The 24,390-nt window shown below is 70.1% G+C and carries 24 protein-coding genes; 12 read left to right on the forward strand and 12 right to left on the reverse strand.

What is annotated here, in order from left to right; all coding sequences use genetic code 11:
* The first annotated feature begins 18 nt into the window (after nucleotides 1-18).
* The 4 genes from mraY (at nucleotide 19) to WC326_05890 (ending at nucleotide 7,736) form a co-directional block, all read left to right on the forward strand.
* Nucleotides 19-1,125 carry a phospho-N-acetylmuramoyl-pentapeptide-transferase gene (mraY, locus tag WC326_05875; protein MFA7330587.1) on the forward strand — a complete coding sequence of 369 codons (1,107 nt, stop codon included), beginning with the start codon at nucleotides 19-21 and terminating at the stop codon, nucleotides 1,123-1,125.
* A gap of 505 nt (nucleotides 1,126-1,630) precedes the next feature.
* Nucleotides 1,631-2,533, forward strand: a complete 903-nt coding sequence (locus tag WC326_05880) for a sugar phosphate nucleotidyltransferase (GenBank protein MFA7330588.1) — start codon at nucleotides 1,631-1,633, stop codon at nucleotides 2,531-2,533.
* A 28-nt stretch (nucleotides 2,534-2,561) separates the two neighbouring features.
* Entirely contained in the window at nucleotides 2,562-3,407 is an 846-nt protein-coding gene (locus tag WC326_05885) for an endonuclease/exonuclease/phosphatase family protein (protein MFA7330589.1), read from the forward strand.
* A gap of 312 nt (nucleotides 3,408-3,719) precedes the next feature.
* A complete protein-coding gene (locus tag WC326_05890) occupies nucleotides 3,720-7,736 on the forward strand; it encodes a C25 family cysteine peptidase (GenBank protein MFA7330590.1) in 4,017 nt (1,338 codons plus the stop codon).
* 45 nt (nucleotides 7,737-7,781) lie between these two features.
* On the opposite strand, the gene WC326_05895 is transcribed toward WC326_05890, so the two are convergent.
* Complete coding sequence (locus WC326_05895; GenBank protein MFA7330591.1) at nucleotides 7,782-8,837, reverse strand: hypothetical protein; 1,056 nt, start codon at nucleotides 8,835-8,837, stop codon at nucleotides 7,782-7,784.
* A 5-nt stretch (nucleotides 8,838-8,842) separates the two neighbouring features.
* The gene (upp, locus tag WC326_05900) at nucleotides 8,843-9,481 is read right to left on the reverse strand and encodes a uracil phosphoribosyltransferase (protein ID MFA7330592.1); all 639 of its coding nucleotides are present in this window, start codon (nucleotides 9,479-9,481) and stop codon (nucleotides 8,843-8,845) included.
* A gap of 179 nt (nucleotides 9,482-9,660) precedes the next feature.
* Between upp and WC326_05905 the strand changes: the two genes are divergently transcribed.
* The 8 genes from WC326_05905 (at nucleotide 9,661) to WC326_05940 (ending at nucleotide 17,838) form a co-directional block, all read left to right on the forward strand.
* The gene (locus WC326_05905) at nucleotides 9,661-10,641 is read left to right on the forward strand and encodes a response regulator (GenBank protein ID MFA7330593.1); all 981 of its coding nucleotides are present in this window, start codon (nucleotides 9,661-9,663) and stop codon (nucleotides 10,639-10,641) included.
* A gap of 241 nt (nucleotides 10,642-10,882) precedes the next feature.
* Nucleotides 10,883-11,503 (forward strand): TetR/AcrR family transcriptional regulator, encoded by a 621-nt coding sequence (locus WC326_05910; GenBank protein MFA7330594.1) that lies wholly within the window; start codon nucleotides 10,883-10,885, stop codon nucleotides 11,501-11,503.
* The gene (locus WC326_05915; GenBank protein MFA7330595.1) at nucleotides 11,500-12,969 is read left to right on the forward strand and encodes a TolC family protein; all 1,470 of its coding nucleotides are present in this window, start codon (nucleotides 11,500-11,502) and stop codon (nucleotides 12,967-12,969) included. Before WC326_05910 ends, WC326_05915 begins: the two co-directional genes overlap by 4 nt.
* Nucleotides 12,966-13,922, forward strand: a complete 957-nt coding sequence (locus tag WC326_05920; GenBank protein MFA7330596.1) for an efflux RND transporter periplasmic adaptor subunit — start codon at nucleotides 12,966-12,968, stop codon at nucleotides 13,920-13,922. The genes WC326_05915 and WC326_05920 overlap by 4 nt, the downstream gene beginning before the upstream one ends.
* Nucleotides 13,919-15,091, forward strand: coding sequence for an ABC transporter permease (locus tag WC326_05925; GenBank protein ID MFA7330597.1), 1,173 nt, complete (start codon nucleotides 13,919-13,921; stop codon nucleotides 15,089-15,091). The genes WC326_05920 and WC326_05925 overlap by 4 nt, the downstream gene beginning before the upstream one ends.
* On the forward strand, nucleotides 15,088-16,251 hold the full coding sequence (locus tag WC326_05930; protein ID MFA7330598.1) for an ABC transporter permease: 1,164 nt from the start codon (nucleotides 15,088-15,090) through the stop codon (nucleotides 16,249-16,251). The genes WC326_05925 and WC326_05930 overlap by 4 nt, the downstream gene beginning before the upstream one ends.
* A 251-nt stretch (nucleotides 16,252-16,502) precedes the next feature.
* Nucleotides 16,503-16,994, forward strand: coding sequence for a D-aminoacyl-tRNA deacylase (dtd, locus tag WC326_05935; protein MFA7330599.1), 492 nt, complete (start codon nucleotides 16,503-16,505; stop codon nucleotides 16,992-16,994).
* A 151-nt stretch (nucleotides 16,995-17,145) separates the two neighbouring features.
* The gene (locus tag WC326_05940; GenBank protein ID MFA7330600.1) at nucleotides 17,146-17,838 is read left to right on the forward strand and encodes a biliverdin-producing heme oxygenase; all 693 of its coding nucleotides are present in this window, start codon (nucleotides 17,146-17,148) and stop codon (nucleotides 17,836-17,838) included.
* A 39-nt stretch (nucleotides 17,839-17,877) separates the two neighbouring features.
* Here the strand turns inward: WC326_05940 and WC326_05945 are convergent, their stop codons facing one another.
* The 10 genes from WC326_05945 to WC326_05990 form a co-directional block, all read right to left on the reverse strand.
* Nucleotides 17,878-18,519: an NAD(P)-binding domain-containing protein gene (locus WC326_05945; GenBank protein MFA7330601.1), complete on the reverse strand. Its 642-nt coding sequence runs from the start codon at nucleotides 18,517-18,519 to the stop codon at nucleotides 17,878-17,880.
* Nucleotides 18,520-18,583: 64 nt separating this feature from the next.
* The gene (locus tag WC326_05950; protein MFA7330602.1) at nucleotides 18,584-18,973 is read right to left on the reverse strand and encodes a hypothetical protein; all 390 of its coding nucleotides are present in this window, start codon (nucleotides 18,971-18,973) and stop codon (nucleotides 18,584-18,586) included.
* Nucleotides 18,970-19,428 (reverse strand): DUF2721 domain-containing protein, encoded by a 459-nt coding sequence (locus tag WC326_05955; protein ID MFA7330603.1) that lies wholly within the window; start codon nucleotides 19,426-19,428, stop codon nucleotides 18,970-18,972. Before WC326_05955 ends, WC326_05950 begins: the two co-directional genes overlap by 4 nt.
* A 39-nt stretch (nucleotides 19,429-19,467) precedes the next feature.
* Nucleotides 19,468-19,671 carry a PspC domain-containing protein gene (locus WC326_05960; protein ID MFA7330604.1) on the reverse strand — a complete coding sequence of 68 codons (204 nt, stop codon included), beginning with the start codon at nucleotides 19,669-19,671 and terminating at the stop codon, nucleotides 19,468-19,470.
* A gap of 39 nt (nucleotides 19,672-19,710) precedes the next feature.
* Complete coding sequence (locus tag WC326_05965) at nucleotides 19,711-20,022, reverse strand: YciI family protein (protein MFA7330605.1); 312 nt, start codon at nucleotides 20,020-20,022, stop codon at nucleotides 19,711-19,713.
* Nucleotides 20,023-20,025: 3 nt separating this feature from the next.
* Complete coding sequence (locus WC326_05970; protein ID MFA7330606.1) at nucleotides 20,026-20,730, reverse strand: epimerase; 705 nt, start codon at nucleotides 20,728-20,730, stop codon at nucleotides 20,026-20,028.
* Nucleotides 20,731-20,834: 104 nt separating this feature from the next.
* Nucleotides 20,835-21,914, reverse strand: a complete 1,080-nt coding sequence (locus WC326_05975; protein MFA7330607.1) for an alkene reductase — start codon at nucleotides 21,912-21,914, stop codon at nucleotides 20,835-20,837.
* 108 nt (nucleotides 21,915-22,022) lie between these two features.
* Nucleotides 22,023-22,637, reverse strand: a complete 615-nt coding sequence (locus tag WC326_05980) for a TetR family transcriptional regulator C-terminal domain-containing protein (GenBank protein ID MFA7330608.1) — start codon at nucleotides 22,635-22,637, stop codon at nucleotides 22,023-22,025.
* A 99-nt stretch (nucleotides 22,638-22,736) separates the two neighbouring features.
* Nucleotides 22,737-22,919: a DUF4177 domain-containing protein gene (locus tag WC326_05985; GenBank protein MFA7330609.1), complete on the reverse strand. Its 183-nt coding sequence runs from the start codon at nucleotides 22,917-22,919 to the stop codon at nucleotides 22,737-22,739.
* Nucleotides 22,920-22,966: 47 nt separating this feature from the next.
* Nucleotides 22,967-24,343, reverse strand: a complete 1,377-nt coding sequence (locus WC326_05990) for a serine hydrolase (protein ID MFA7330610.1) — start codon at nucleotides 24,341-24,343, stop codon at nucleotides 22,967-22,969.
* Nucleotides 24,344-24,390: the final 47 nt, after the last annotated feature.

The following is a 24,390-nucleotide window of genomic DNA, read 5'->3' on the forward strand; positions in this document are numbered from 1 at the left end:
GGCCGGCAGGCGGCGCCCATGCTGACCTGGCTGGCCAATCTGTTGCGCGAGGAACTGGGGGGACCCGGCTTCCTGCGCCTCTTCAACTACATCTCCTTCCGCACGGTGATGGCCGCCATGACCACCTTCGTGGTGAGCCTGATCATCGGCGGGCGGCTGATCCGCTTCCTGCACCTGCGGCGGATCCGTGATGTGGTGGAGGACTACGGCGTCATCGACGTCTCCAACAAGCGCGGCACGCCCACCATGGGCGGACTGCTGATGATCCTCTCCATCCTGACGGGGTACGGGCTCTGGTTCCGGCCGGACAATCCCTTCTCCTGGGCCGGACTCTCCGCCCTGCTCTGGTTCGGGCTGGTGGGGCTGATGGACGATTGGGGCAAGCTCAAGGGCGGCAGCGGCAAGCACGGTCTCTCCCAAAGCGCCAAGTTGGCCCTGCAGGCCCTCTACGCCACGGGCTTCGCGCTCTGGCTGCTTTCCGCCTGGTCGCCCCTGCCCGAGGCGCTGCAGAGCCAGCTCTACCTGCCCTTCGTCAAGGGCCCCGTGCTGGAGCTGGGCTGGTGGAGCGTGCCCTGGACCGTGCTGGTCTTCCTCAGCGTGTCCAACAGCGTGAACTTCGCCGACGGCATGGACGGCCTGGCCGTGGTGCCCGCGGCCATCTCCTTCATGGTTTACGCCGTGTTCGCCTATGTGCTGGGCAACGAGGTCTACAGCCAGTACCTGCAGTTCCAGTACGTGCGCGGCGTGGGCGAGCTGGCCGTGCTGGGCGGAGCCGTGATCGGCGCGGGGCTGGGCTTCCTGTGGTACAATTTCTTCCCGGCGCAGGTCTTCATGGGGGACACGGGCAGCATGGCCCTGGGCGGCCTGCTCTCCGCCGTGATGCTGCTGATGCGGCAGGAGGTGCTGTTCCTCATCGTGGGGGGCGTGTTCGTGCTGGAGGGCGCCAGCGTGCTGATCCAGGAGAAGATCGGCATCGGGATCCTCGGGCGGCGCATCTTCTATCGCGCGCCCATCCATCACGCCTTCGAGCACCGGGGCGTGGCGGAGACCAAGGTGGTCATCCGCTTCTGGATCATCGCGCTGTTCCTGGGATTCCTGGGCCTGCTCTCGCTGAAGATCCGCTAAGGCGCGTTCCCCGAGTGGCTTTCACCACAGAGGCACAGAGGCACAGGGTTATTGTTGGATTCCGCCTGGGTTGGGGCTGGCTCGTCGGGGAGTCCGGTTGGCACGAAGACTCAAAGGCTCGAAGCGAATGCAGGGTAGTCGTAGTGGCTCTTTAACACAGGGGCACAGAGTCGCAGTGAGATCGTGAGACCGTTGAATTCAATGATCGAGTGAGGTGAAGCCCGGAAGGGCTGAACCAGGAAATGGGTGAAGCGCGAAGCGCGAACCAACTACCAGGAGACAGGAAGGAGCCGCTGCCGCCAGCGGAAGCCCGCCGGGAGGCGGGCTGACTCTGGCGGTTGATAAAAAGCGCCTCTTTGGCGCCACCTTTCTGGCGCAAGCAGAAAGGTGGCAAACAAGGGCTCCGGTAGATGATTGGGATGCGAAAAACCCCCATCCTAACCTTCCCCCTTGCAGGGGGAAGGGATTGCTATCGATGTGTCACAGCCGACTATGAGGGAATGAAGTGAAGGAACCCATTGGCGTGCTACTCGCTGCCGGGCTGGGGACGCGCCTGCGCCCCCTGACCCTGGTGCGTCCCAAGCCGCTGGTGCCCCTGCACGGCATTCCCCTGCTCGAGTTCGGGCTGCGACAGCTGCGGCAGGCCGGCTGTCGGCTGATCGCCGTGAACGGCCACCATCTGCGCGAGGCGGTGCAGACGTGGCTGCAGGCGCGCGCTGCGGATGGCGGCCTGGACCTGCGCTTCTTCGCCGAGCCCGACCTGCTGGGCGTGGGCGGCGGCCTGGCCCGGATGGCGCGCGAACTGCCACCCGGTCCGCTGCTGGTGCAGAACGGCGACGTGCTGCACGACGGGGAGCTGGGGCGCCTGCTGGAGCGCGCGCGGGGCGCCGAGGTGGCGCTGGCCCTGGGCGGCGAGCCCCGGGTGGTGGAGTGTCCCGCCGGCCGCGTGCTGGGCCTGCGAGATCCGGCGCGCAGCACGCACGGGTTCACGGGCATCCACGTCTGGAGCGAGGCCGCCCGCGAGCGGCTCTGCGCCTGGACCCGGCCGGACCTGATTCCCTTCTTTCAGGCGGAGGCGGCAGCCGGGCGCGACATCCGGGGGGTGGCGTTGGCGGCGGACGGGACGGGCGCGCTCTGGGAGGACCTGGGCCGGCTGGAACGCTATCTGCCCCTGCACCGGGAACTGTGGGAAAACGGCGCCTATCGCCGGTTGCTGGACCGGCTGGAGCTGGCGCCGCGCTGGGATGCCGAACGCGCCCTCAGCCTGGGAGAGCGCAGCCTCTTGCCGGAGGACGCCCGCAACTGCGTGGCCTGGGAGGGCGTGCGCTGGCAGGGCGAGGCCCGGGACAGCGTGTTCCTGGACGGCGTGCAGGGCCGGGGCCTGGTGGCAGGCGAGATCGTGTTGTGACGGAACAAGGCCGGAAGGAAACGCGGGCATGACCCTGGGACGCTGGATCCGTCGACTGGTCTGGTTGGGCCTGGCCGGGCTGCTGGCCTGGGGCCTGCTCTGGCTGTTTCCCTGGACCCATCCTGCGGGGGAGACGACCTTCCGCCTGCTCTCCTGGAACGTGCACGGCTTCCACAACCAGTTTGACGGCGACTCCCGGCAGCTGATCCTCGAAGGGATCGCGGGTCAGGACGCCGACGTGCTGGTGCTGCAGGAGTTCCCCGTCTCCCGGGGGGGCGGGCGGGTGCGCGAGGCCCTGCGCCGGGCGGGCTACCCGCACGAGGCGTTGTTCGCCTACGACCACTCCGTCACCGACGCCTACGCCATGGGCCTGGCCATCTACTCGCGCCACCGCATCCTGCGCTTCCGTGAATTTCCCCTGCTGCCGCTGGCCGAGGGGCGCATCCTGGCCCTGGCCGAACTGGAACTGGAGGGCCGCGTGCTGCGCGTGGGAGGCGTCCACATGCCCAACTCGGACATCCACTTGAACGGCAAGCGGGCGATGATCATGAGCGAGCTCTTCGGCGAGAACCTGCGCACCCTGCAGTGCGAATCGCTGATCGCCGCCCTGCAACCCTGGCGGCAGGAGGCCCTGGTGGTGGCCGGCGACTACAACACCTTCCCGCTCTCGTCGGCCTGGCGCATCATGCGCGGCGAGTACCTGGACGCCTTTTCCGCCAAGGAGTGGACCACCGGCACCTTCAACATCCGTGAAAACCTGGACGTGAAGATCGACCATATCTTTCATTCCAAAAAAGTGCGAAGCTTGACTGCGCAGGTGGTGAATCTGGCCGGCTCCGATCATCGTCCCGTGCTGGCGGAGCTGCAATTCTGACACGATCCACCGCAGGAGGAATCGCCCTCCGCCGGCCCCCAATCTGGAGTGTGCATCGATCCCTGGCTCAGCCTTGCGCCGCCCCCTGCTAGGAGTCTGTCGGACTTGGCCACTTGGCGGGCTTCATCGCCCCACCCGGCCCGGATGTTTCGGAGCTTTCTTGCCCATACCCCCGGTATGCGCTGCGAAATCTCCGAAAAGCCGGCCTCGACTGGGACGCGAATCCCATCCAAGGTCCAAGCCCGACAGACTCCTGGCGCAGCGGACCCCGGCCGTGATCCCGGGGACTTGTGCAAAACCGGAGCCATGAGGATGAGCCTGTACCCCGTCCGCCCCGCCGAGGCCCGCGCCGCCGTTTCCCCAATCCAGTTCCCGCCCCGTTCCGCCGTCGCCGGCGGGCTGGCCGGCCTGCTTCTGTTGCTGGCCCTTCTCCTGCCGGCGTGGGCGGATGCGCCGGCCGCCGGCTGGGAGGACGTGCAGGTGCTGCGCCAGGACTCCCGGGGCGTGGAGTTCCTGCTGCGGCCCAGCGTGCAGGAGCTGGGGATCACGACCGAGGGCCGCTCCCGCCTGCGGGTGGGCGGCAGCACGGACGCCGCGCCTCATCGCCAATTCCAGCTGGCCCTGCCGCCCGGCGCCCGCCCGGTGGTGACGCTTTCGGGCAGTTCCCTGCGTTCCTGGGCCGGTCCCGTGGACGGGGTGGACTTCGCCGGCGAGAACCCCGTGCCGCTGCTGGAGTGGGAGGAGGTGGGCTTCCACGACCTGCGGCTGCTGGTGCTCCGGCTGGAACTGCTGCGCCAGAACGGGCTCCAGGCCACGCTGGTCGAGGATGTCCGTGTGCGTGTGGACTTCGGCGTCGAGGCCGGAGCGGGATTTCCCAGCCGTCTGCCGGCTGCCGAGTTGGCCGCGCTGGTGCTGAACCCGGGCCAGGCCGCGGGCTGGGCCCGGCCGCGGCTGGCGGCCCGGGATGGGCTGACCCAGTGGGACGGCGCGCAGTGGGTGCGGATCCCGGTGACCCGCGAGGGCCTGTACCAGATCACGCCCGGCCAGCTCTCCCAGCTGGGGCTGGATCCGGCCACGCTGGATCCGCGCACGTTCAAACTCTACGGCTACGGCGGCGCGCTGATCCCCGAGAATCCGCTGGCCGCGCGCAACAACGAGTTCGCGCCGCGCGAGCTGCCGGCCCTGCGCCAGCACGATGGCGACGGCGCCTTCGAGTCCGGCGAGCGCCTGCTCTTCTACGGGCGCGGCACCTCGGCGCTGGTGCCCCTGGCCAACGGCTCCATCGGCGTGCAGGACCACTATTACAGCGACACCAACGTCTACTGGCTGCTGCTGGGCGGCGTGGAATCCGGGTTGGAGATGGGCGCCCTGGCCGACGACTCGGGCGCCGAGCCCTTCCTGCTCTCCGCCGTGCGCTGGCGCGGGTTGTTGAACGAGCACAAGGGCTACGGCGAGACCTCGGCCCGGGCCTGCATGGGCGACGTGTTCAACGAGGGTACGCGGGCGGTCTACACCTTCCCCGCCCCGCTGCCGGGAGTGGCGGCCACCATGTGGCTGGAGTACGACTTCTACCCGACCATCACCATGCCCAACGACCTGATCGCCTTCGACCTGAACGGGCAGAGTTTCCCCGTGCAGGGGCTGCCGCACAGCACGCGGCTGGAGGGAGAGCTGTCCCTGGCCGGCGAGCAGCTGAGCCTGGGCGTGGAGCGGCTGGTGGACTCGGGCTATCCCATCCGCCTCAGCTGGTTCTGCCCCAGCTTCGAGGCGCCGGCGCGCTTCGTGGACGACGAGATCTCCTTCGAGCTGCCCCCCGTGCCGGGCAGCTACCAGGTGAACGTGCAGGATCCGCCGGCCACCTTCTGGCTGGTGGACGTGACGGACTTCGACTCGCTGCGTGTCACACAGGGCGCGCTGCTGACGGACCGCGTGAAGCCGCTGACGCCCAACAGCCCCACGGGGCGCGCGCGCCGCTACTTCGGCGCCACGGAGGCCGGGTTGCGTACGCCCGGCGGGCTGAGCCTGGCGCAGATGCCGGACCTCAAGGCCCAGGCCGGGACGGCGAACCTGATCGTGATCGCGCCCGCCGCCTTTGCCGACGCCGCCCAGGAGCTGGTGGATTACAAGAACAGCCTGGGCCCCGCCCGCGCGCGGCTGGCCGTGCTGGAGGATGTCTACAGCGAGTTCAACGGCGGCGTGGCGGATCCGGGCGCGCTGCGGAACTTCCTGCGCCACGAGGTGCTGAGCGCCGAGACGCCCGCGGAGCACGCGCTGTTCGTGGGCAACGGGCACTACGACTACCGCGGCCTGCTGGCCGGGGCCTACCCCCTGCGCATGCCCGCCTGGTACTGGGAGATCTCCTCGCTCACCGACGCGGACTGGATGGTGGACGACTGGTTCGCGCAGGTGGAGTCGAGTTCGCTGATGAGCCTGTCCATCGGCCGGCTGCCGGCCAACAGCGAGTCCGAGGTCCGCGCCTACACGCGCAAGCTGCAGGCCTACGAGGGTGCCGCGGACCAAGGTCTCTGGCGCAACCGCATGCTCTTCGTCGGCGACGACGAGCACGGCGAGAACGACCGCGTGGACACCTTCGAGATGAGCCATAGCCAGGACACGGAGGAGTTGATCCGCACGCGCGTGCCGGGCACCTTCGACGTGGAGCGGCTCTACGTCTTCAATTATCCCACGGTCTACAATCCGGCCATCCGCATCCGCGAGAAGCCCCAGGCGGAGGCCCGGCTGGTGGAGGCCCTCAACGAGGGCGTCGCGCTGGTGAACTACATGGGCCACGGCAACAACATCACCTGGACCCACGAGTACATCTTCTACGCGCCGCGGCACTTCCAGCTGCTGCAGGCCACGGGCCGGCCGGCCATCTTCCTGGCGGCCACCTGCTCCTGGGCGGAGATCGACTTGCCGCTGGGCGAGGCCTTTCCCCAGCAGCTGGTGAACATGGACGGGGGCGGGGCCATCGGCGTGCTGGCCGCCACGCGCAAGACCGGCGCGACCAGCAATTTCCTCTTCGCCAACACGCTGATGCAGCAGCTGTTCCAGCGGGACGGGGACGGCCAGTGGCCCGTGCTGGGCGGCAGCATCATGCGCGCCAAGAACCTCAACGCCTCCGACACCAACCGCCGGCGCTATGTCTGGCTGGGGGATCCCAGCCTGCGACCGGGCTTTCCCCGGGGCACCGGCCACCTGGACAATCTGACCAGCGGCGGCCAGCCCGCGGACACCCTGCTCAGCCAGGCCCTGGCGGGTTTCAGCACCCACGCGGACACGCTGCTGACGGATCCCGTGCAGGACGGCTTCAACACGACCGTGATGCGCCAGGCGCCGCTGGCCCGGCGTTACAACTACGACCCCTTCACCAACAGCACGGTGTATCACGGCATCCATCTGGACTACGAGAGTCCGGGCGCGCTGATCTTCTCGGGCGTCTCCACGCTGGCCGCCGGCCAGGCCGTCAACCGCTTCATGCTGCCCGGCGAGCTGGGCGACCTGGAGCACCCCGCCGAGCTGCGCTGCTACTACCAGGGCCGGACCGGGTCGGGGGCGACCTCCGACGGGCTGGTCTACGCCGAACTGCCGCTGGCGCAGAATCCCAATCCCGCGCTGGACGACAGCGCGCCAACCCTGCGCCTGCTGCTCAACGGGCCGCAGTGGCGCGAGAGCGACTGGGTGGCGCCCAACTCGGTGGTGATCCTCCAGGTGCAGGACTCCTCCGGCGTCAATCTGACGGGGGAGCTGGGGCACCGCATCGAGATGGAGATCGATGGCGGCACGCCCCGGGACCTGACGGCCTCGTTCCAGTACGACCTGGACGACTGGACGCGCGGCGAGGCGCGCCTGGAGCTGCCCCTGCTCGAGACGGGGTCGCATCGCCTGCGGGCCCGCGCCTTCGACACCTTCAACAATCCGGGTTACGCCGAGGTGGAGTTCCAGGTGCTGGATCCCGGCACGCCGGCCCTGGCGGACGTGGTGAACTTCCCCAACCCGGCCCGCGAGCGCACCCAGTTCACGTTCCGGCTGCTGGGCGCCCAGCAGGAGGCGCCCTCCAGCTGCGACCTGCTGGTCTACACGGTGAAGGGTCGCCGGGTGGCGAGCCGGCGGCTGGCGCTGAGCGGCGCCTCGGACTTCATCTGGAGCGAAGCCTGGGAGCCGCGCAACGACCAGGGCGATCCGCTGGCCCGGGGCGTGTACTTCTACCGGGTGCGCCTGCGCCTGCCCGCGCTGAGTTACAGCCTGCTGGACGAGAACGGCCAGTACGTGGTGCGCAGCCTCAAGGCCGCGGACGTGGAGGCCACGGGCAAGCTGCTGGTGGATTGAGGGGCCAGGTGGTCCGCGCCACGCGCGGTGACGGAAAGGGCCGGGCTACTTGAGCCTGGCCCGGCGGCGCAGGCGCTCCAGCTTGTCCGTCAGCCGTTGCCGCTCGGGAGCCTCCAGCGGAAGGACCAGGGCTTCCCGGGCCAGGCGGCGGGCCGCCGGGCGGTCGCCCTGCCGCTCCGCCAGCGCGCTGCGCTTCTCCAGACAGATCAGCCGGTTGACCCGCTGGGGCCAGCTGTCCTGCGCCAAGCTGGCCAGCAGGGCGGCGTAGACGGCGTCCGCCTCGCGCAGCCGCCCCTGGGCCTCGAGGGCCTCGGCCTGGGGAAAGAGGAAGAGCCGGCTGCCGGGAAAACGCTCCAGCGCCTGCCGGCAGATGGAGAGCGTGGAGTCGGGTCGGCCCAGTTCCAGATAGATCCAGCACAGGTTGGCGGCCGGCAGCCAGGGGCTGAAGCGACCCAGGCGGCGGGCCCGCTCCACCATGGCCAGACCCTCGCCGCGCCGGTCCTCGATGAAGGGCAGCCAATTCAGGCGGCGCAACTTCACGCTGGTCCAGAAGCGCAGATTGCCGATGCCCAGCTCCAGGTCCGCCCAGCCCGGACAATCCTTCAACAGCGCCTCCCAGGTCCGCGAGGCGGAGAGGCCCGCCTGCAGGGCCGGGGGCCAGCTCTCCCGCCGCCCGGCGTGGTAGGCCCGCCAGGCCTGGATGCTGCCCTCCAGGAAGCGCAGCGTGCAGTCCGGCACCCGCCGCGACTTGGCCGCGCGCAGCCGCTGGATGCGTACGCCGGCGGAGTCCAGGTCCGCCAGGAAAGCGCCCTCCCAGCGGAAGCTCTCCTCGTCGGTCATGCGGTAGGAGAACACCGTGGCGCGGTAGAACCAGGGCGCGGGGTGCCAGCCCTCGCGGACCACCAGCTCGTTCATGCGGCGCAACGCGCCGTTCCAGTCTTGGCGGATGCAGGCCTCCACGGCCTGGTTGATGGCGGGGACGAAGGACGTGTCCGGGCGGCAGGGCGCGGGTGCGGCCGCGGCCGAGACCCCGCCCAGCAGGAGGAGCAGGAGACCCGTCAAGAGGCAGGAGGGCAAGCGCAGGCTGGAGCGACGGAACACGGGGCTTAGAATTCCGTGCCGAACATGCGGTCGCCCGCGTCGCCCAGGCCGGGCAGGATGTAGCCGCGTTCGTTCAGCTCGCGATCCAGCGCCGCCACCACCACGGGGACGTCGGGATGCTGGGCCTCCAGTTGGGCCACGCCCTCCGGAGCCGCCAGCAGGCAGACCAGGCGCAGGGAGCGTGGCTGGCGCTCCTTCAGGTACTGCAGGGCCGCGCAGGCCGTGCCGCCCGTGGCCAGCATGGGATCCAGCACGATGAGATCCCGGCCGCGCAGGTCGGCGGGCAGCTTTTTGTAGTAGACCACCGGCTCCAGGCTGACCTCGTCGCGGTAGAGCCCCAGGTGCGCCACCGACACGTCGGGCACCAGGTGCTTGAAGCCGGGCACCATGCCCAGTCCGGCCCGCAGGATGGGCACCAGCACCAGCCGATGGGCCAGCCGGTCGCCCGCGTAGTCCTCCAGCGGCGTGCGTACGGTCACCGCTTCGAGTTCCAGGTCCCGCGTGCTCTCCGGCACCAGCAGCGAGGCCACCTGCTCCACGCACTTGGCAAAGGCCTCGGACGGCGTGTCCCGATCGCGCAAGCGGGTCAGGTAGTGCTGGATCAGCGGATGCTGCACGACGCGCAGATTGGAGAAGGAATGCATGCGGGCCTCGGATCTTGATGCTGCAAAGTAGAGGATGCCCCACCATGCCGCAACCGGACCGGGACCGACTGGCGGGTCAATCAGAAAAGCGGCCAGGATTTCCCTCGCGTTTTCGTGCGCCGGGTTTAAGTCCGCCGGGCCGCTGGCCGATCTACAGCCTGTGAGCAAGCCAGATCCACATGTTTGAGCGCATCCAGGGCCTCCCCGCCGAGGGCGAGGGGATCAAGGGTCTGGAGTTGGTGTACCGGGCCGGACTGGAACCGACTTCCACCTTTTTCGCTTTGGCCGCCAATCACTTTCGTTCCGTGAAGGATTGTCTGGGACGGCCGCTGGCCTACCTGGACGGCCTGGGGGACGAGGTGGAGCAGCTGCACTCCGCCTATCAGCTGATGAATGGCGAACTGAGCGGACAAGCCCAGGGCACCCTGTTCATGGCGGCTCTGGCGGCGGGTTTGCAGCGGCGGCTGGGCGGAGTCGAGCCGAATTTCAGCGTGGACACCCGGGCCGAAGTCCAGCGGATCTCCTTTGAACCGGGGGGAGATTTCCTCCACAGCTTTTGCTTGCTATATTCGGCCAGCTTCATGCACTACGCCTGGCTTGAGAACAGCGTGGAGCCGCGGCTGCTGCAGCTGCTGGAAGTGGCCGAGTTGTTCTTTCTCACGGATGCGGGCGGTCTGGACGGACCCGGCCTGCCGGAACTGGAGACCCAGTTCCCCCAGGAGGTGTTGAACAGCTTCGTCAATCTGATCCACCCGCATCCCCGGCATCTGGGCAACCTGCTGACCAAGATTCTGCTGCTGGAAGACAACCGCGAGCTGGGCGAGATCATCGCCGACATGCTGTCCAGCGTGGGCTATGTGGTCTGTCAGGCCCCGGACGGAATCAGCGGCCTGGGTCGGATGGAGCGCGAACGCTTCCATTTGATCCTCAGCGATATCCAAATGCCGCGCTTGAATGGCATGGGCCTGTTGAAGGCACTGCGCAACCTGCACCTGGACATTCCCGTGATCCTGACCACGGGCTTCACGGGGGTCTGGCAGGAAGAGCAGGCCCTGCAGCAGGGGGCCGTGGCCTTCCTGCCCAAGCCCTTCGGGATGGCGGACCTGATCCACACCGTGGAGCGGGCCCTGGCCGGTCATCCGGCCCACCATCCGCCATGATACTGCCCCTCTTTTAGCTGTGTGTTTGCAAGTGGTTCAGGCATCCCAGCCTGAGCCACTTGCGCTTTTATCCCCATCCGCTTCCCCACATCAATGCGCAACCAGCCTCGCGCGCCGTCGGCCCCGGCCGAGTCGGCCCGTTTTCTGTGTCCTTCCGGCCGAGAAATCCCGCCCTCCGCTTGCATAACACGAAATGGAATTTTCTATTAGAACTGACTGGTCAGTCATTTATGGAGGGCCCATGAGTCGCGCCCCATCCGCCCAACCCCTGCGCCGGGAGCACGTGCTGGCCGCGGCCGTCCGGCGCTTCGCCTTCGATCCCTTTCACCTGGTGGACATGGAGAGCATCGCCCGGGAAGCCGGCGTGGGCAAGGGCACGCTCTACCGCTACTTCCGCGGCAAGGACGAGCTCTTCCTGGCGGCGGTGGAATACCAGCTCGAGGACGCGCTGGGCTGCATCCACCGTCAGGCGGCGGGCGAGACCCGGCCCGCGGACTATCTGCGGGCGATCATCCACGGCGCCGTGGACTACTTCCTGGCCCGGCCGGAGGGCTTCCGCCTGGTCCAGCTGGCCCACGGCTCGCGGCAGCCCGAGGTGGCCGCCACCGTGGAGCGCGTGCGTGCGCGGCAGCTGCCGGTCTTCGAGGCGCGGATGGCGGCGGCCCGGCGCGCGGGTGAGCTGGAGGTTTCGGATGCGCAGCTGCTGCTGCGCGTGCTGGACGCCAGCATCGTCCAGCTGCTGGGCGATGCGCTGGGCGAGGCCGATCCCACCGCCGCGCTGATCCGCAGCGGCGCCCGGATCAAGGCCCACCTGCCCGACCTGCTCCTGCGCGGCCTCCTGCCCCGGAGGACGGAGGCATGAAGCGCCGACCCATCCCCCTGCTTGCGCTGGCCGGCCTGCTGCTGGTGAACGCCGCCTGGTCCGGGCCGCTCAGCCTGGAGCAGGCGCTGGACGAGGCGCTGGCCGGACATCCCGCCGTGCGGGCCGCCGCCGAGCGGGTGGAGCAGCGGCGCGCGGCGGAACGCCAGGCCCGCGGCCACTTTCTGCCCACGCTGCGGCTGGAAGCCACCTATCAGCACTTGGACGCGCCCCTCAGTTTCGACCTGTCCCCCATCCGTTCGGCGATGATCCAGCTGCAGGCCGCCAACCAGACCGAGTTCGCCAACGTCTACGGGCTGCTGCAGGGCAACCCGGCCCTGAGCGCCGGGCAGCGGGCCGAGTTGGCGCAGACCTTCGCCGCCGGACTGGAGGGCCTGCTGCCGCCCTTCGAGTCCGTCCTCAAGGATCAAAACAACCATGGCGCCAGCCTGAGCGGCGTGCAGCCGCTCTTCATGGGCGGCAAGCTGCTGGCCGGACGCCGGGCGGCCCGCGCGGAGGCGGGGGCGGCCCGCGCCGAACTGGAGCGCGCGCGCGCCGACGTGCGCGGCGAGGCCTTGCGGGCCTATCTGGGCGTGCTGCTGCTGCGGGAGGCCTGCGCGGTCCGGCAGGCCGTGCTGGAGGGCATGCGCGCCCACCGGGAGGACGCCCGGCGCCTGCAACAGGAAGGGCTGCTGAATCGCGTGCAGGTGATGCGGGCGGAGGTGGCCGTGGCGGAGGCCGAACGCAAGCTCTTCGACGAGCGCAGCGGGCTGGATCTGGCCGAGCAGGCCCTGCGCCACGCGCTGGGCCGCGCCGCAGACGCGGAGCTCGAGCTGGTGGACAGCCTGCGCTTCCGGGCCCTGGCGGATTCGCTGGATCCCTGGCTGGCGGCGGCTCGCGGGCGTCAGCCCCTGCTGGCGCAGCTGGAGTGCAAGCAGGCCGCCGTGCGCCAGAAGGTGGCGGCCGAACGCGCCGACCTGCTGCCGCGCTTGGCCGGCGTGGGTCGCTACGAACTGCTGGACGAGGACCTCTCGGCCCTGGAGCCGCGCTGGGTGGTGGGGCTGCGGCTGGACTACCCGCTCTTCCAGGGTTTCCGGCAGGCCGCGCGGCTGCAGGAGGCCCGGCACCAGACGCGGGAGGTGGACGACCTGCGCGAGCAGGCCGGGCGCCAGGTGGACCTCTGGGTGCGGCGCGCCTACAGCCAGCTGCGCAGCGCCGAAGAGCGCTACCGGCGGCTGGAAGCCGAAGGCGGATTGGCGCGGGAGAATCTGGCCCTGAACCAGGCCCGCTTCCGGACGGGGCTGGGCACCTCGCTGGACGTGGTGGACGCCTGGCTGCTGGAGGAGAAAATCCGGCTGGAGCGGCTCGCCTCGCTGCAGCAGTACTACCTGGGGCTGTCCGAGCTGACGACGGCCTCCGGACAACCCGAACGCTTCGTGGAGATCTGGCGGAGTGGGGAGGAACGATGAAGACGCGACGTGCGTGGCTGATTCCGGGCATGGCGCTGGCCCTGTGCCTGGGCGGATGCGGGCGGGAAGCGCCCCATCAGGTCGGGCTGGTGGAGATGGCGGAGATCGACGTGGCCTCCAAGATTCCGGGCCGGGTGGACTGTGTGCTGGTCCAGGAGGGGCAGTGGGTGGAGCGCGGCCGCCTGCTGGCCGTGATCCGCTCCGACGAGATCGAGGCGCGGGTGGAACAGGCCCGCGGGCTGCTGGAGGCGGCGGAGGCGCGCCTGCGGATGGCGCGCAGCGGCGCACGCCCGGAGGAAATCCGCGCGATGGCCAGCCAGCTGGAGAGCGCCCGGGCCCAGTTCGAACTGGCCGAGAAGACCTGGTCGCGCGTGCAGGCCGTCTACGCGGACAGCGTGATCTCCACCCAGGAGCGCGACGAGGTGGAGTTCAAGTACCGGGCGGCGCGCGAACAGCTGGAGACGGGCCGGGCCAAACTGGATCTGGTGCGCAAGGGCGCGCGGGACGAGGAGATCGAGGCGGCGCGGGCCCTGGCCCACCAGGCCGCCAACGCGCTGGCCGAGGCCCAGGCCTATCAGCGTGAGACACGGCTGACGGCCCCCCGGGCGGGGCGCGTGCACTCGCTGGTGCTGGACGCGGGTGAGCTGGCAGCCACGGGCGTGCCCGTGGTCACGCTGGTGGACACGACGGATGTCTGGGTCGTGCTGCAACTGCGCGAGGACCAACTGCAGGGGGCCGCCGGCGGGCGGCGCGTGACGGGCAGCCTGCCCGCGCTGGGCGGCCGCCGCGCCGAGTTCGAGGTCACGCGCGTGGCCGTGCTGGCGGACTTCGCCACCTGGCGCTCCACCAGCCGCAAGGGGGATCTGGACCTGCGCAGTTTCGAGGTCCAGCTGCGTCCGCGCACGGCCTTGGCCGGTCTGCGGGCGGGCATGAGCGTGAGATTGGCCTGGTGAATCCGCTTCGCCCGGCGCTCCGCGATCTGGTGCGCGTGGTCCGGCGGGAGGAGGCGCGCCTGCGTCCCGGCCACCTGGGCTGGGCGCTGGCGCCGCTGCTGCTCTTCCTGTTGCTGGGCGCCCTCTATGCCCGGCACCAGGCACGGGACCTGCCTGTCGGCGTGCTGGACCTGGATCGCAGCGTCCTGTCGCGCCAGGTGGTCCGGGCCCTGGACGCCACGCCCTCGCTGGCGGTGACCCGCTCCGTCGCCAGCCTGGAGGAGGGGCTGGACGACCTGCGCGCCGGGCGCATCCTGGGCCTGTTCGAACTGTCCGCGGGCACCATGTCCGCGCTGCAGGCCGGCCGGCCCGCCGGGGTGGGTCTCTACCGCAACACGTCCAACCTGGTGGTGGGCAACCTGCTGCTCAAGGACGGCAGCGCGGCCCTGCGCACGCTGTCCCTGGGAATCGCGCTGCGGCGGCAGCAGGCCCTGGGGGCGGGCGCGTCCGCCGCGACCCGCGTGCAGCCCCTGCGGCTGGACGCGCGCAGCCTCCACAATCCCGCCACGGACTACGAGTTCTTCCTGGTGCCCGGCCTGCTGGGCGCCCTGCTCTTCATGCTGGCCCTGCTGGACGGCGTGGGGGCCTGCTCCGACGAACGGGCCCGGGGCACCCTGCCGGATCTGCTGCGGGCGGGCGGCGACCGTCCGCTTCCCGCGCTGCTGGGCAAGGCCCTGCCCCACCTGCTGCGCCAGGCGCTGCTGGCCGTCCTGCTGCTGGCGCTGGTCTTTCCGCTGTTCGGGATCGGGTCCCGCAGTCCCTGGCCCCTGTTGCTGGGCTGGCTGGTCCTCTTCCAGTGGACCACGCTGGGCCTGGCCTGCGCGCTGGGACTCTGGCTGCCCTCGCGCCTGCTGGCCCTGGAGGCGGCCGTCTTCCTGGGCACGCCGGCCTTCATCTTCTCGGGCTACACCTTTCCGCTGGAGGCCATGCCCGTCCTGCACCGCGTCTTCGCCCGGCTCCTGCCCAGCACGCCCTTTCTGGAGGGCTTCATCGCCCTGTACCAGAAGGGCGCCGGAGCGGGCACGCTGGCCGGGCCGCTGCTCCAGTTGCTGGGCTTCGCCGGCCTGGGCTGGGGCGCCAGCCTGTGGGGCCTGCGACGTGGGGCCGCGCTGCGGGAGGACGCCCGGTGAATGGGTGGAGCCAGAGCTGGAGCGTGCAGCGCGCTGTCACACGGGGTCTGCTCCGGGACCGGGAGTGGCTGCTGGTGGCGCTGGTCTCGCCGCTTTTCTACCTGTTCTTCTACGGCAGCGCCTACCTGCACAAGGTGGAGGCCGATCTGCCGCTGGCCGTGCTGGACCTGGACCGCAGCGCGCTCTCGCGCACCCTGGTCCGCGGCCTGGAGGCCCACCCCATGCTGGCCGTGACCCGCACGCCGGCGTCCGGCGAGGAGGCCCGGCTGGAGCTGGAGCGCGGGCAGGTCAAGGCCGTACTCTGGATTCCCCGGCGGCTGTCCGCCCGCCTGAAGGCCGGGCAGGCCGCGGAGGTGGAGCTGTGGACCGACGCCAGCCGCTTCCTGCCCGCCAACGACGTCAACCGCGCCGTGGGCGAAGTGGTGGGAACGCTGGGGACGGGGGTGGTGATGAAAGGCTGGCGGGCCCGGGGCGCCGGGGCGGACCAGCTGCCCAGCCGGGCGGATCCCCTGCGCCTGGAGCAGCGGCCGCTCTTCAACGAGCGCGACGCCTACGGGGACTTTCTGCTGCCCGTGCTGCTGGGCCTGATCCTGCAGCAGACCCTGCTGATCGCCGTGGGATTGCTGGCCGGCGGCCTGCGCGCTTCGGGCGGGCTGGCCGAGGTGTCCCGGCGGGCCGGGGGCCGGCCGCTGGCCGCGCTGGCGGGCTTGCTGCTGCCGGTCCTGGTCGTGTACGCGGGGCACGCGCTGTTCATCCAGGCCGTGCCCGTGCGCCTCTACGGGCTGGGCCAGGCGGGGAGTCCCGCCGCCCTGCTGCTGCTGACCCTGCTCTTCCTGCCGACGCTGGCCTGCCTGGGCTGGCTGGCGGCCTCCTGGCTGCCCGACCGACTGGCCGTGCTGCAGCTCTTCGTCTTCAGCTCCTATCCGCTGCTACTGCTCTCCGGCACCTCGTGGCCGCTGGAGGCCATGCCCGCCCCATTGGCTCTATTGGCGCGCCTGCTGCCCGGCACGCCCTATCTGCAGGCCCTGGTCCGCGTGACCCAGACCGGGGCCGGCCTGCGCCACATCCGGCCCGAGCTGCTGCTGCTGGCCGGCCAGCTGCTGGTCTACGGCGCGCTGGCGCGCTGGCGGCTGGCCCGGCAGCTGCGCTCCGCCACATAAAATGAGCGCCCGCCGGTCTTGTGGAACCGCGGGCGCCCGCCACAGCAGAAAAGGGTGATCCAACTGTCGCCCGCCCTGGCGGACCTGGCTTCCCAACAGGTCCGGACGGGTGACCCCTCCTACATCGTCCCGCCGGTGGCCCGTCTTTAGTCCCGGCCCGCGGCGCCCGGAAATCCGCTTGCTCCCCTGCCGCCGATCCTGGACCTTGCGACAGGCCGGGCAGGACGCCGGGTCACAGACGGGAGGTCGGCATGCGGGCCCTGTTGCAGCGCGTGGCCAAGGCGGAGATCACCTGCGCGGGCGGACACCGGGCCGCCATCGGGCGGGGCCTGGTGGTGCTGGTGGGCGTGGAGCACAGCGACGGACCGGCAGACGTGCTCCAGCTGCTGGGCAAGCTGCCGCACCTGCGCCTCTTTCCCGACGCCGGCGGGGTGATGAACCTCTCGCTGCTGGAGATGAATTCCGCCGCTGCGGGCCGGCACGTCACGGGGACCCCGGACAGCCCCGGTGAGTTGCTGCTGGTGAGTCAATTCACCCTGCACGCCGACACCCGGCGGGGGCGGCGCCCCTACTACGGCGCCGCGGCCGCTCCCGCCCAGGCCCAGACCCTCCTGGACCAGCTGGCGGCAGGACTGCTCGCGGCGGGTCTGCCGGTGGCGCGCGGCGTGTTCGGCGAGCACATGGACATCAACCTGCTGGCCGACGGACCCGTGACCCTCCTGCTGGACACCCGCGTGGGCTGATTCGCCCCGCCTTCCCAAAGTTAGCCTTGTCTAACAAATCCCGATGCCGCATATTGAGCCGGTCAGATGGAGGTTGTGGCATGGCCTTGCAGCGCTGGATTCGCCGGGGCGGCTGGGTGGGATTCTGGTTTTTCATGTTGAAAGGTGTGTCATGGCTGTTGATTCCCATGTGGATCGCGGGGAAGGGCTGCGGGGCCTGACTGCGCCGGAGAGCGTCCGGGGACCGGGAGGACTGGCGCTGCTGTTGCGCGAGCAGACCGCCGAGCATCACCGCCGCGCGGAGGGCGCCCACTTCCAGCGCCTGTTGTTCGCTGGCCAACTACCACTGGAGCAGTACGTGCGCTGGCTGGAGCAGCTGCGCGCCGTCCACAAGGCCCTGGAGGCCCGACTGTGGCTCAACTGGGACTCCCCGGCCTGGCGCGAGCTGACGGCCCCGGACCGGCGCCGCAGCGTGCAATTGGAGCAGGATCTGCTCAGCCTGGAGCGGACCATCCTGGCGGAGCCCGGCGCGGCCACCCAGCGCTTCCTGGCCCAGCTCGCCAGCCTGCCCGACGACCCGCCGGCCGCCCTGCTGGGTGCGCTCTACGTGCTCGAGGGCAGCAGCAACGGCTCGCGCATGATGGCCCGCGGCCTGCGCGTCGCCTACAACCTGCCGGGCGTGGAGGGCACACGCAACCTGGACCCCTACGGCGAGGCCCAGCCCGTCCGTTGGCAGGCCTTCCGCGCCGCGCTGGACGAGGCCCTGCCCGAGAGCGCCTGGCCCGCGGCCCTGGACGGGGCGCGGATCTGCTTCGAGGCGATCACGCAGATGGGCGAAGATCTGCTGGCCCAGTCCGCCGACTGAGGCCTTCCGCGCCTCCGGCGTGCCGGTGGGCCGCCGCGGTCACGACGCCAGCAGCTTGAAGGCGTGGCTCCACTCGCCGCGCAGGAAACCCGGCAGACACCAGAGCATGACCAGGGGTTCGATGGCCCGGGCGCCGCGCACGTCGCCCATGTCCACGCTCTGCCAGCCGAACTGCGCCAGGATCCGGCCCGCGCTCTCCTTGGCCTTAAGGTCGTCGCCGCAGATGAACATGCTGGGTGGGCCGCCCGGCAGCTCGGGGTTGACCATCAGCGCGCTGCCCACGCAGGAGAAAGCCTTCACCAGCCGGACGGCGGGAAAGGCCTCCTGCAGGCGCTCCAGCAGGGATTCGCCCTCCTCGGTGAACAGGCGCAGCACGCCGCCCTCCGGCGGCAGGTCGGCGATGGGATTGGTGGCGTCCAGCACCACCTTGCCCGCCAGCCGCTCTTCGCCCGCGGATTCCAGGACCGCCACCGCCGCCGTGCCCTTCACGGCCAGCACCAGCAGCTCGCCGAACTCCGCCGCGGCAGAGACACTGCCCAGTTCGAGGCCGGGCTGGGCGGCCTGCAGGTCCGCCAGCTTGCCCGTGTCCCGCGTGCCCAGACACACTTGGTGGCCGTGCCGCAGGAAGCCCGCGGCCAGGGTGCGGGCCACCACGCCGGATCCTAGTACGCCGATCTTCATGTCTCACACCTCTTGGATTTGGCTTGTTGTGGGCGTCCGGAGCCGCGTGGCCGGAACGCCGGACTCAGCGCTCGGGGGGCTGGGCGTGCAGTTCCAGCCAGGCCTCGGCCGCCGACCGTTCTTCGAAGACCCGCACCTGGATGCCCCGGTTCCGGCAGGCCATCTCGTAGAAGTGCACGGCCTCCGCGGCCCGCCCCTCCCGCATCAGGATGGCCTCGCGGAAGGGCTTGGTCAGCGGCAGCGCATCGATGTGCTCGATGAGTTGCAGCAGGTCGACGGGGGAATGGCCCCCTTCCAGGTCGCGGCAATCCGCGAACAGCAGGAGGTGCTCCAGCTGGGGAACCAGCTCCAGCACGGCCTGCAGGGCCTCGTGCAGTTCGGCCCGGGACACCAGGCCGCTATAGGTCAGTTCCAACCAGGGCCGGTCGGCGGGCAGGCGCAGGGTCCAGCTCATTCGGTTCCCCGGGTTGTGTTCGCCGGCAGTCCGGGCTCGATCTCCAGCGTGATGGCCCGCAGCGAGTAGCCCACCTCGATCACGAAGAGGATGGAGGCCACCACCACCAGACCGATGGAGACCATCAGGAGCAGGGCCTTCAGCCAGCCCAGTTCCAGGCCGCCCAGGCCCTCCAGCGCCGTGGCGAAAATCATGGCGCCGCTGGAGACGATGCTGCTGGACACGCAGAGGATGGCCTTGCGCATGATCTTGCAGCGCCCGTAGATGATCCCGATGGACAGGTCCACCTTGCGCCAGTCCGCCATCGGTTGGGCCTGCTTTTCCTTGAGCAGGTGGCGGATGCGGTCCAGCGCGTGGTTGTAGCGGTTGGTCATGCTGAGCAGCAGCAGACCCACGCCGGAGATGAGCGCCACGGGCGTGAGCGTGGCCTGGAGCAGGTGGCTGAAGTCTTCCATGGGTCCTGTTCGGCTGATTTCAGGTTGCGGGCCTTCCGGTCAGCGGCTCTCGGGTCCGGGCATCACGAACCAGAGGAAGAGGTAGACCAGGATGCCTGGAAAGGCCACGCTGAGGATGGAGACCAGCACGTAACCCAGTCGGAAGCGGTTGGGCGGCCAGCCCAGGTGCTCGGCCAGGCCGCCGCAGACGCCGGCGATCAACGCGTCGCTGGAGCGGCGCAGGGTGCGGGGCGAATCGTACATCTTGCCTCCCGATTCAGGGTCTGTGACACATGTGAGGGGTCAGACGGCCGCCGGCGGATCCACGAAACTGGGCCCCACCCGGCAGGCGCGCACATCCACCTTCTCCCAGACCTTCTCCGTCACGTAGGGCTCTTCGGCCAGCCAGGCGTCCAACTCGGCGCGGGACGCGTACTCGGCGATGATCACGGAGCCCACCATGCGGCCGGACTCGTCCAGCAGGGCCACGCCGTAGAGGTGGCTCCCTGCGGCCCGCAGCCGGCGACCCAGTTCCAGGTGGGCGGGACGCGCGGCCAGACGCCGTTCCAGGGCCATGGAGTCCGTGCCGTCCCAGGCGCTGACGATGAATTGCATGCCTCAGGCTCCTTGCTTGCCGTCGTTGCGGCGGGCGCTCTCCGCCCGGGCCAGTTCGTTGATCCGCCACGTCTCCAGCACGGACTCCGGCGCGCCCTCGCGGGCCGCGCGCAACATGGCCCGCGCCAGATCCACCGTGCTGGTGATCTGCCGCGGGAAGCAGCGCCGCAGCAGGGGCAGGCTCCAGCCCAGACCGCTGTAGAAGGCCTGGTAGAGGCGGGTGCGCGAGCGCACGCCGCGCAGCGGCTGGATCAGGCCCGGCCGGAAGATCCAGACGCCGCGAAAGGGCATCCCAAGCAGCGCGTTCTCGGTGCGCCCCTTGATCCGCGCCCACATCAGCCGTCCGCGCTCCGTGGAGTCCGTGCCCTGGCCGGACACGTAGCAGAAGGCGGCCCGGGGGCTCTGCTCCAGCACGGCCCGGGCGGCGGCCAGGGTCAGGTCCAGCGTGAGACGCGTGTATTCCGCCTCGCTCAACCCCGCCGCGGACACGCCCAGGCAGAAAAGGCAGGCGTCGACGCCCTGCAGCTGCCCGCCCAAGGTGCTGAAATCCTGGAAATCAGACTGCAGTTGTTCGCGCAGTTTGGCGTGGGCGAGGCCGCAGGGACGGCGGCCGATCACCAGCACGTCGTCCACCGCGGGATCGTCCAGGCACTCCAGCAGGACGCCCCTGCCCACCATGCCGGTGGCGCCGAAGAGCAGGACTCGCATGGGACGGCCTTTCGTTGTCGTCACGATGATAGGTCTTTGGCCGCCGTGGCGGCAGGGGGAGGCCCGGCGGACGCGCGCGGCGCCCGCCGGGAGCCTTGGCCGAATCAGGCCAGGGCGGGATAGTCCGTGTAGCCCTTCTCCCCGGGCGTGTAGAAGCTGTCGAAGTCGGGCTGGGCCAGTTCCAGGCCCTCGCGCAGCCGCCGCACGAGATCCGGGTTGGCCAGGAAAGGCCGGCCGAACGCCACCAGCTCGCCCTTGTCCGCCGCCAGCTCGGCCTGGGCGCGGGCCAGGTCGTAACCGCCGGAGAGGATCACCACGCCGCCGAAGTTGCGCCGGATGACGTCCTTGATTTCCTGCGGCACGGCGGGCGCGCCCATGGAACTGTGATCCACCACGTGCACGTAGGCCAGTCCCAGGGCGCCCAGCTCGCGGGCCAGCAGGGAATAGAGCGCGTCGGTGTCGGCGTCGGCCTGCATGCTGTTGAAGGCGCCGTAGGGCGACAGGCGGATGCCCACCTTGGCGGCGCCGATGCGGGCGGCCACGGCGCGGGCCGTCTCCAGGGCGAAGCGGGCGCGGTTCTCCACGCTGCCGCCCCACTCGTCCGTGCGCTGGTTGCTGGCCGTGTTGAGGAACTGCTCGATCAGGTAGCCGTTGGCGGCGTGCAGCTCCACGCCGTCGAAGCCCGCCTCCACGGCCAGGGCCGCGCTGTCGGCGAACTCGGCGCAGGCCGCGAGGATCTCCTCCGCCGACATCGCCTGGGGCGTGGTGTAGGGCTGCAGGCCCGCCGCGTCGGTCCACATCTCGCCGTCCAGCGTGATGGCGGAGGGGGCCAGCACGCGCGCGCCGGCGGGCATGTTCACCTGGACGCTGGCCCGGCCCGTGTGCATCAGCTGCACGAAGATCCGCCCGCCCCGGGCGTGGACGGCCTCCGTCACCGGACGCCAGCCGGCCACGTGCTGGGCCGTGAACAGGCCCGGAATGCGCGTGTAGCCCAGCCCGTTGGGAGAGGGCGAGACGCCTTCGGTGATGATCAGTCCGGCGCCGGCGCGCTGGCCGTAGTACTCGGCCATCAGCGCCGTGGGCTGATGCTCGGCGTCGGCGCGACAGCGGGTCATGGGGGCCATCACCACGCGGTTGGCCAGGTTGAGTCCGTTCAGGTCGAGGCTCTCGAAAAGCGTGCTCATGGGGTGCTCCTGGTTATGATTGACTTGTTCACGTCGCGGTCTTGTTATCAAACCAACCGGTTGGTTTGATGGCGAATCCGCCAACGGCCCGCAAGCGGGCCGGGCGGATCAGGCGCTGCGCAGGCGCAGAGCCAGCAGGTGTTCTTCCAGGGTGGCCAGGGTGTCGGCGAAGAGCTGCGGATCCTGCGCGGTCTTGGCCGTGCCCGTGGCGCCTTCCACCACGGCCACCACGAAGGCCGCCTCGCGCGCCGGATCCACGCCCGGGCGCAGCAGTCCCGCTAGCCGGGCGCGCTCCAGGGCGTCCTGGATCAATAGGCGCCAGTCCCGCATCACGGCCTCGATGCGCCGACGGAACTCCTCGTCCAGGCCGGCCAGCTCCTGGGCCAGGTTGTTGAGCGGGCAGCCGTGCTGGACCGTGCAGAGCGAGGCCTGGTCGCGCTTGCGCCGCAGCAGCACCAGCAGGTCGGTGAGCGGATCCCCGCCCTGGCTGAGCCCGGCCCGCCACTCGTCGAGGAAGGGCGTGCGGTAGACTTCGTCCACCACGGCCAGGCCCAAGTCGTGCTTGGTGGCGAAGTGGTGGTAGAGCGCGCCCTTGCTGACGCCGGTCTCGGCCAGGATGGCGTCCAGGCTGGTGGCCTGGAAGCCCAGCCGGTGGATCTGGGTCGCGGCGCTCTCCAGCAGGGCGCGGCGGGTGGCTTCGGGATTGTGGGCGGTTCGACTCATGGGATGAACATACCGAACGGTCGGTTTGGAGTCAAGCGGTTGCTCGGGAGACCCGCACGACCATGGCCGTGATCAACGGCGTTTTGGAGATCGGCCAGGTCACGCCACGGCGCGCTCGAAGATCAGGATGTACTTGGAGAGGCCGCCGGAGTTGGGCGGCAGGATGTGGGCCAGCCGCCAGCCACGGGCGGCGTACTCGTTCAGGGTGGTCTCCAGCCCTTTGGGCTCGCTGGTCCACAGGCTGGCTTCCACTTCCACGGTCTCGTAGGAATAGCGCGACATGCTGCAGGTCTCCCCGGCTGGGTCCATCATGGTTCATAAGTGTGCGACTACCGCCGCTTCAGCGGAATCGCCTGTCCGCCCTGATGAAGCACGGCTCCCGTCACCCGGCCCGCGGCGTCGCGCTGGAACTCCAACTGGGCGTCGACCACCTTGAGAAAGAACAGCGAGGCGGATTCGGCGAAGAGCGGAAAGGCCTCCTGGCCCGTGGCCTGGGTCATCAGCTGACCGTCCCTCAGAAACACGTCGATCAGGAAGTCCGTGCGCAGCTCGTAGCTGCCGCTCACCTGCTGCAGCACCTCGGTGGGCAGTTCGACCTCCTGGCGCTCGCGGGCCAGCGTGACCGTCTCGCCCAAGGCCACGGCGGCCAGTTTGCCCGCCAGGTCCCCGGGAGCCGGGCCGCTCAGATTGCCCAGCACGATCACGCTCAGCCGCTCGTCGGGATACCAAGCCAGGTGCGTGTTGAAGCCCTCGATGCCGCCGCCGTGCTCCACCACCCGGTGGCCGTTCACCACGTGCACCATGACGCCCAGGGCGTAGTCGTCCAGGTGCGGGGTGAGCAGGGCGGCCAGGGCGTCCGGCCCCAGCAGCCGCCCGTCGTACAGGGCCAATTGCCAACGCAGCAGGTCTTCCGTGGTGGAATAGAGCGCCCCGGCGGAGAAGGGCACGCTCATGTGGATGAAGTCCGTGTTGACGGGTTCCTGCGCGCCGCGCTCGTAGCCGGCCGCGCGCCGAGCCAGCACCCGCCGGTTGGAGTCCTGGCCCGTGTCCTGCAGACCCGCTGGGCGGAAGAGCCGCTCCTGCAGGAAATCGGCGTAGGACTGGCCGCTGACCCGCTCGATCAGATGGCCCAGCAGCACGTAGCCCGAGTTGCTGTAGTTGAACCGCTCGCCGGGTTGGAACTCCAGGGGCAGGTCGCGGAAGCGCGCCACCAGCTGTTCCGGCGTGCTCGCCGTCCCCTTGCTGGCCTGGTAGTCCGGCAGGTCCGTGAAACTGGGAATGCCCGAGCTGTGCGTGAGCAGGTGCCGCAGGGTGATCGCCTTCCAGGCCTTGGGCGACTCCGGCAGCCACGTGCCGATCGGATCGTCCAGGTTCAGGCGGCCCTGCTCCACCAGCGCCAGCACGCCGACCGCCGTGAACTGCTTGGTGATCGATCCCAGCCGGAAGCGGGTGTCCGGGGCGTTGGGAATCCCCCACTCCAGGTTGGCGCTGCCGTAGCCCCGGCTGAGCCAGACGCTGTCCCCGCGCGCCACCAGCACGGCGCCCATGAACTCGCCGCTGTCCACGTAGCTGCGCACGATCTCGTCCAGGCGGGCGAGGTCCGGCCGAGCCTGGGCGGCGCCGGACAACAGGAGCAGCAGGCCGGCGGCGGCCGGCAGCAGCCGACGACGGAGGCTGGCGCGGAGGGTGCGAAGCGGTGCGGACATGCTGACTCCCCTGATTCGGTTTGTCGGGTTGGAGTCCGGCGGCGCGG

This window comes from Candidatus Delongbacteria bacterium (assembly GCA_041675285.1).
In the GTDB taxonomy this organism is placed as follows: Bacteria; CAIWAD01; CAIWAD01; order CAIWAD01; family CAIWAD01; genus CAIWAD01.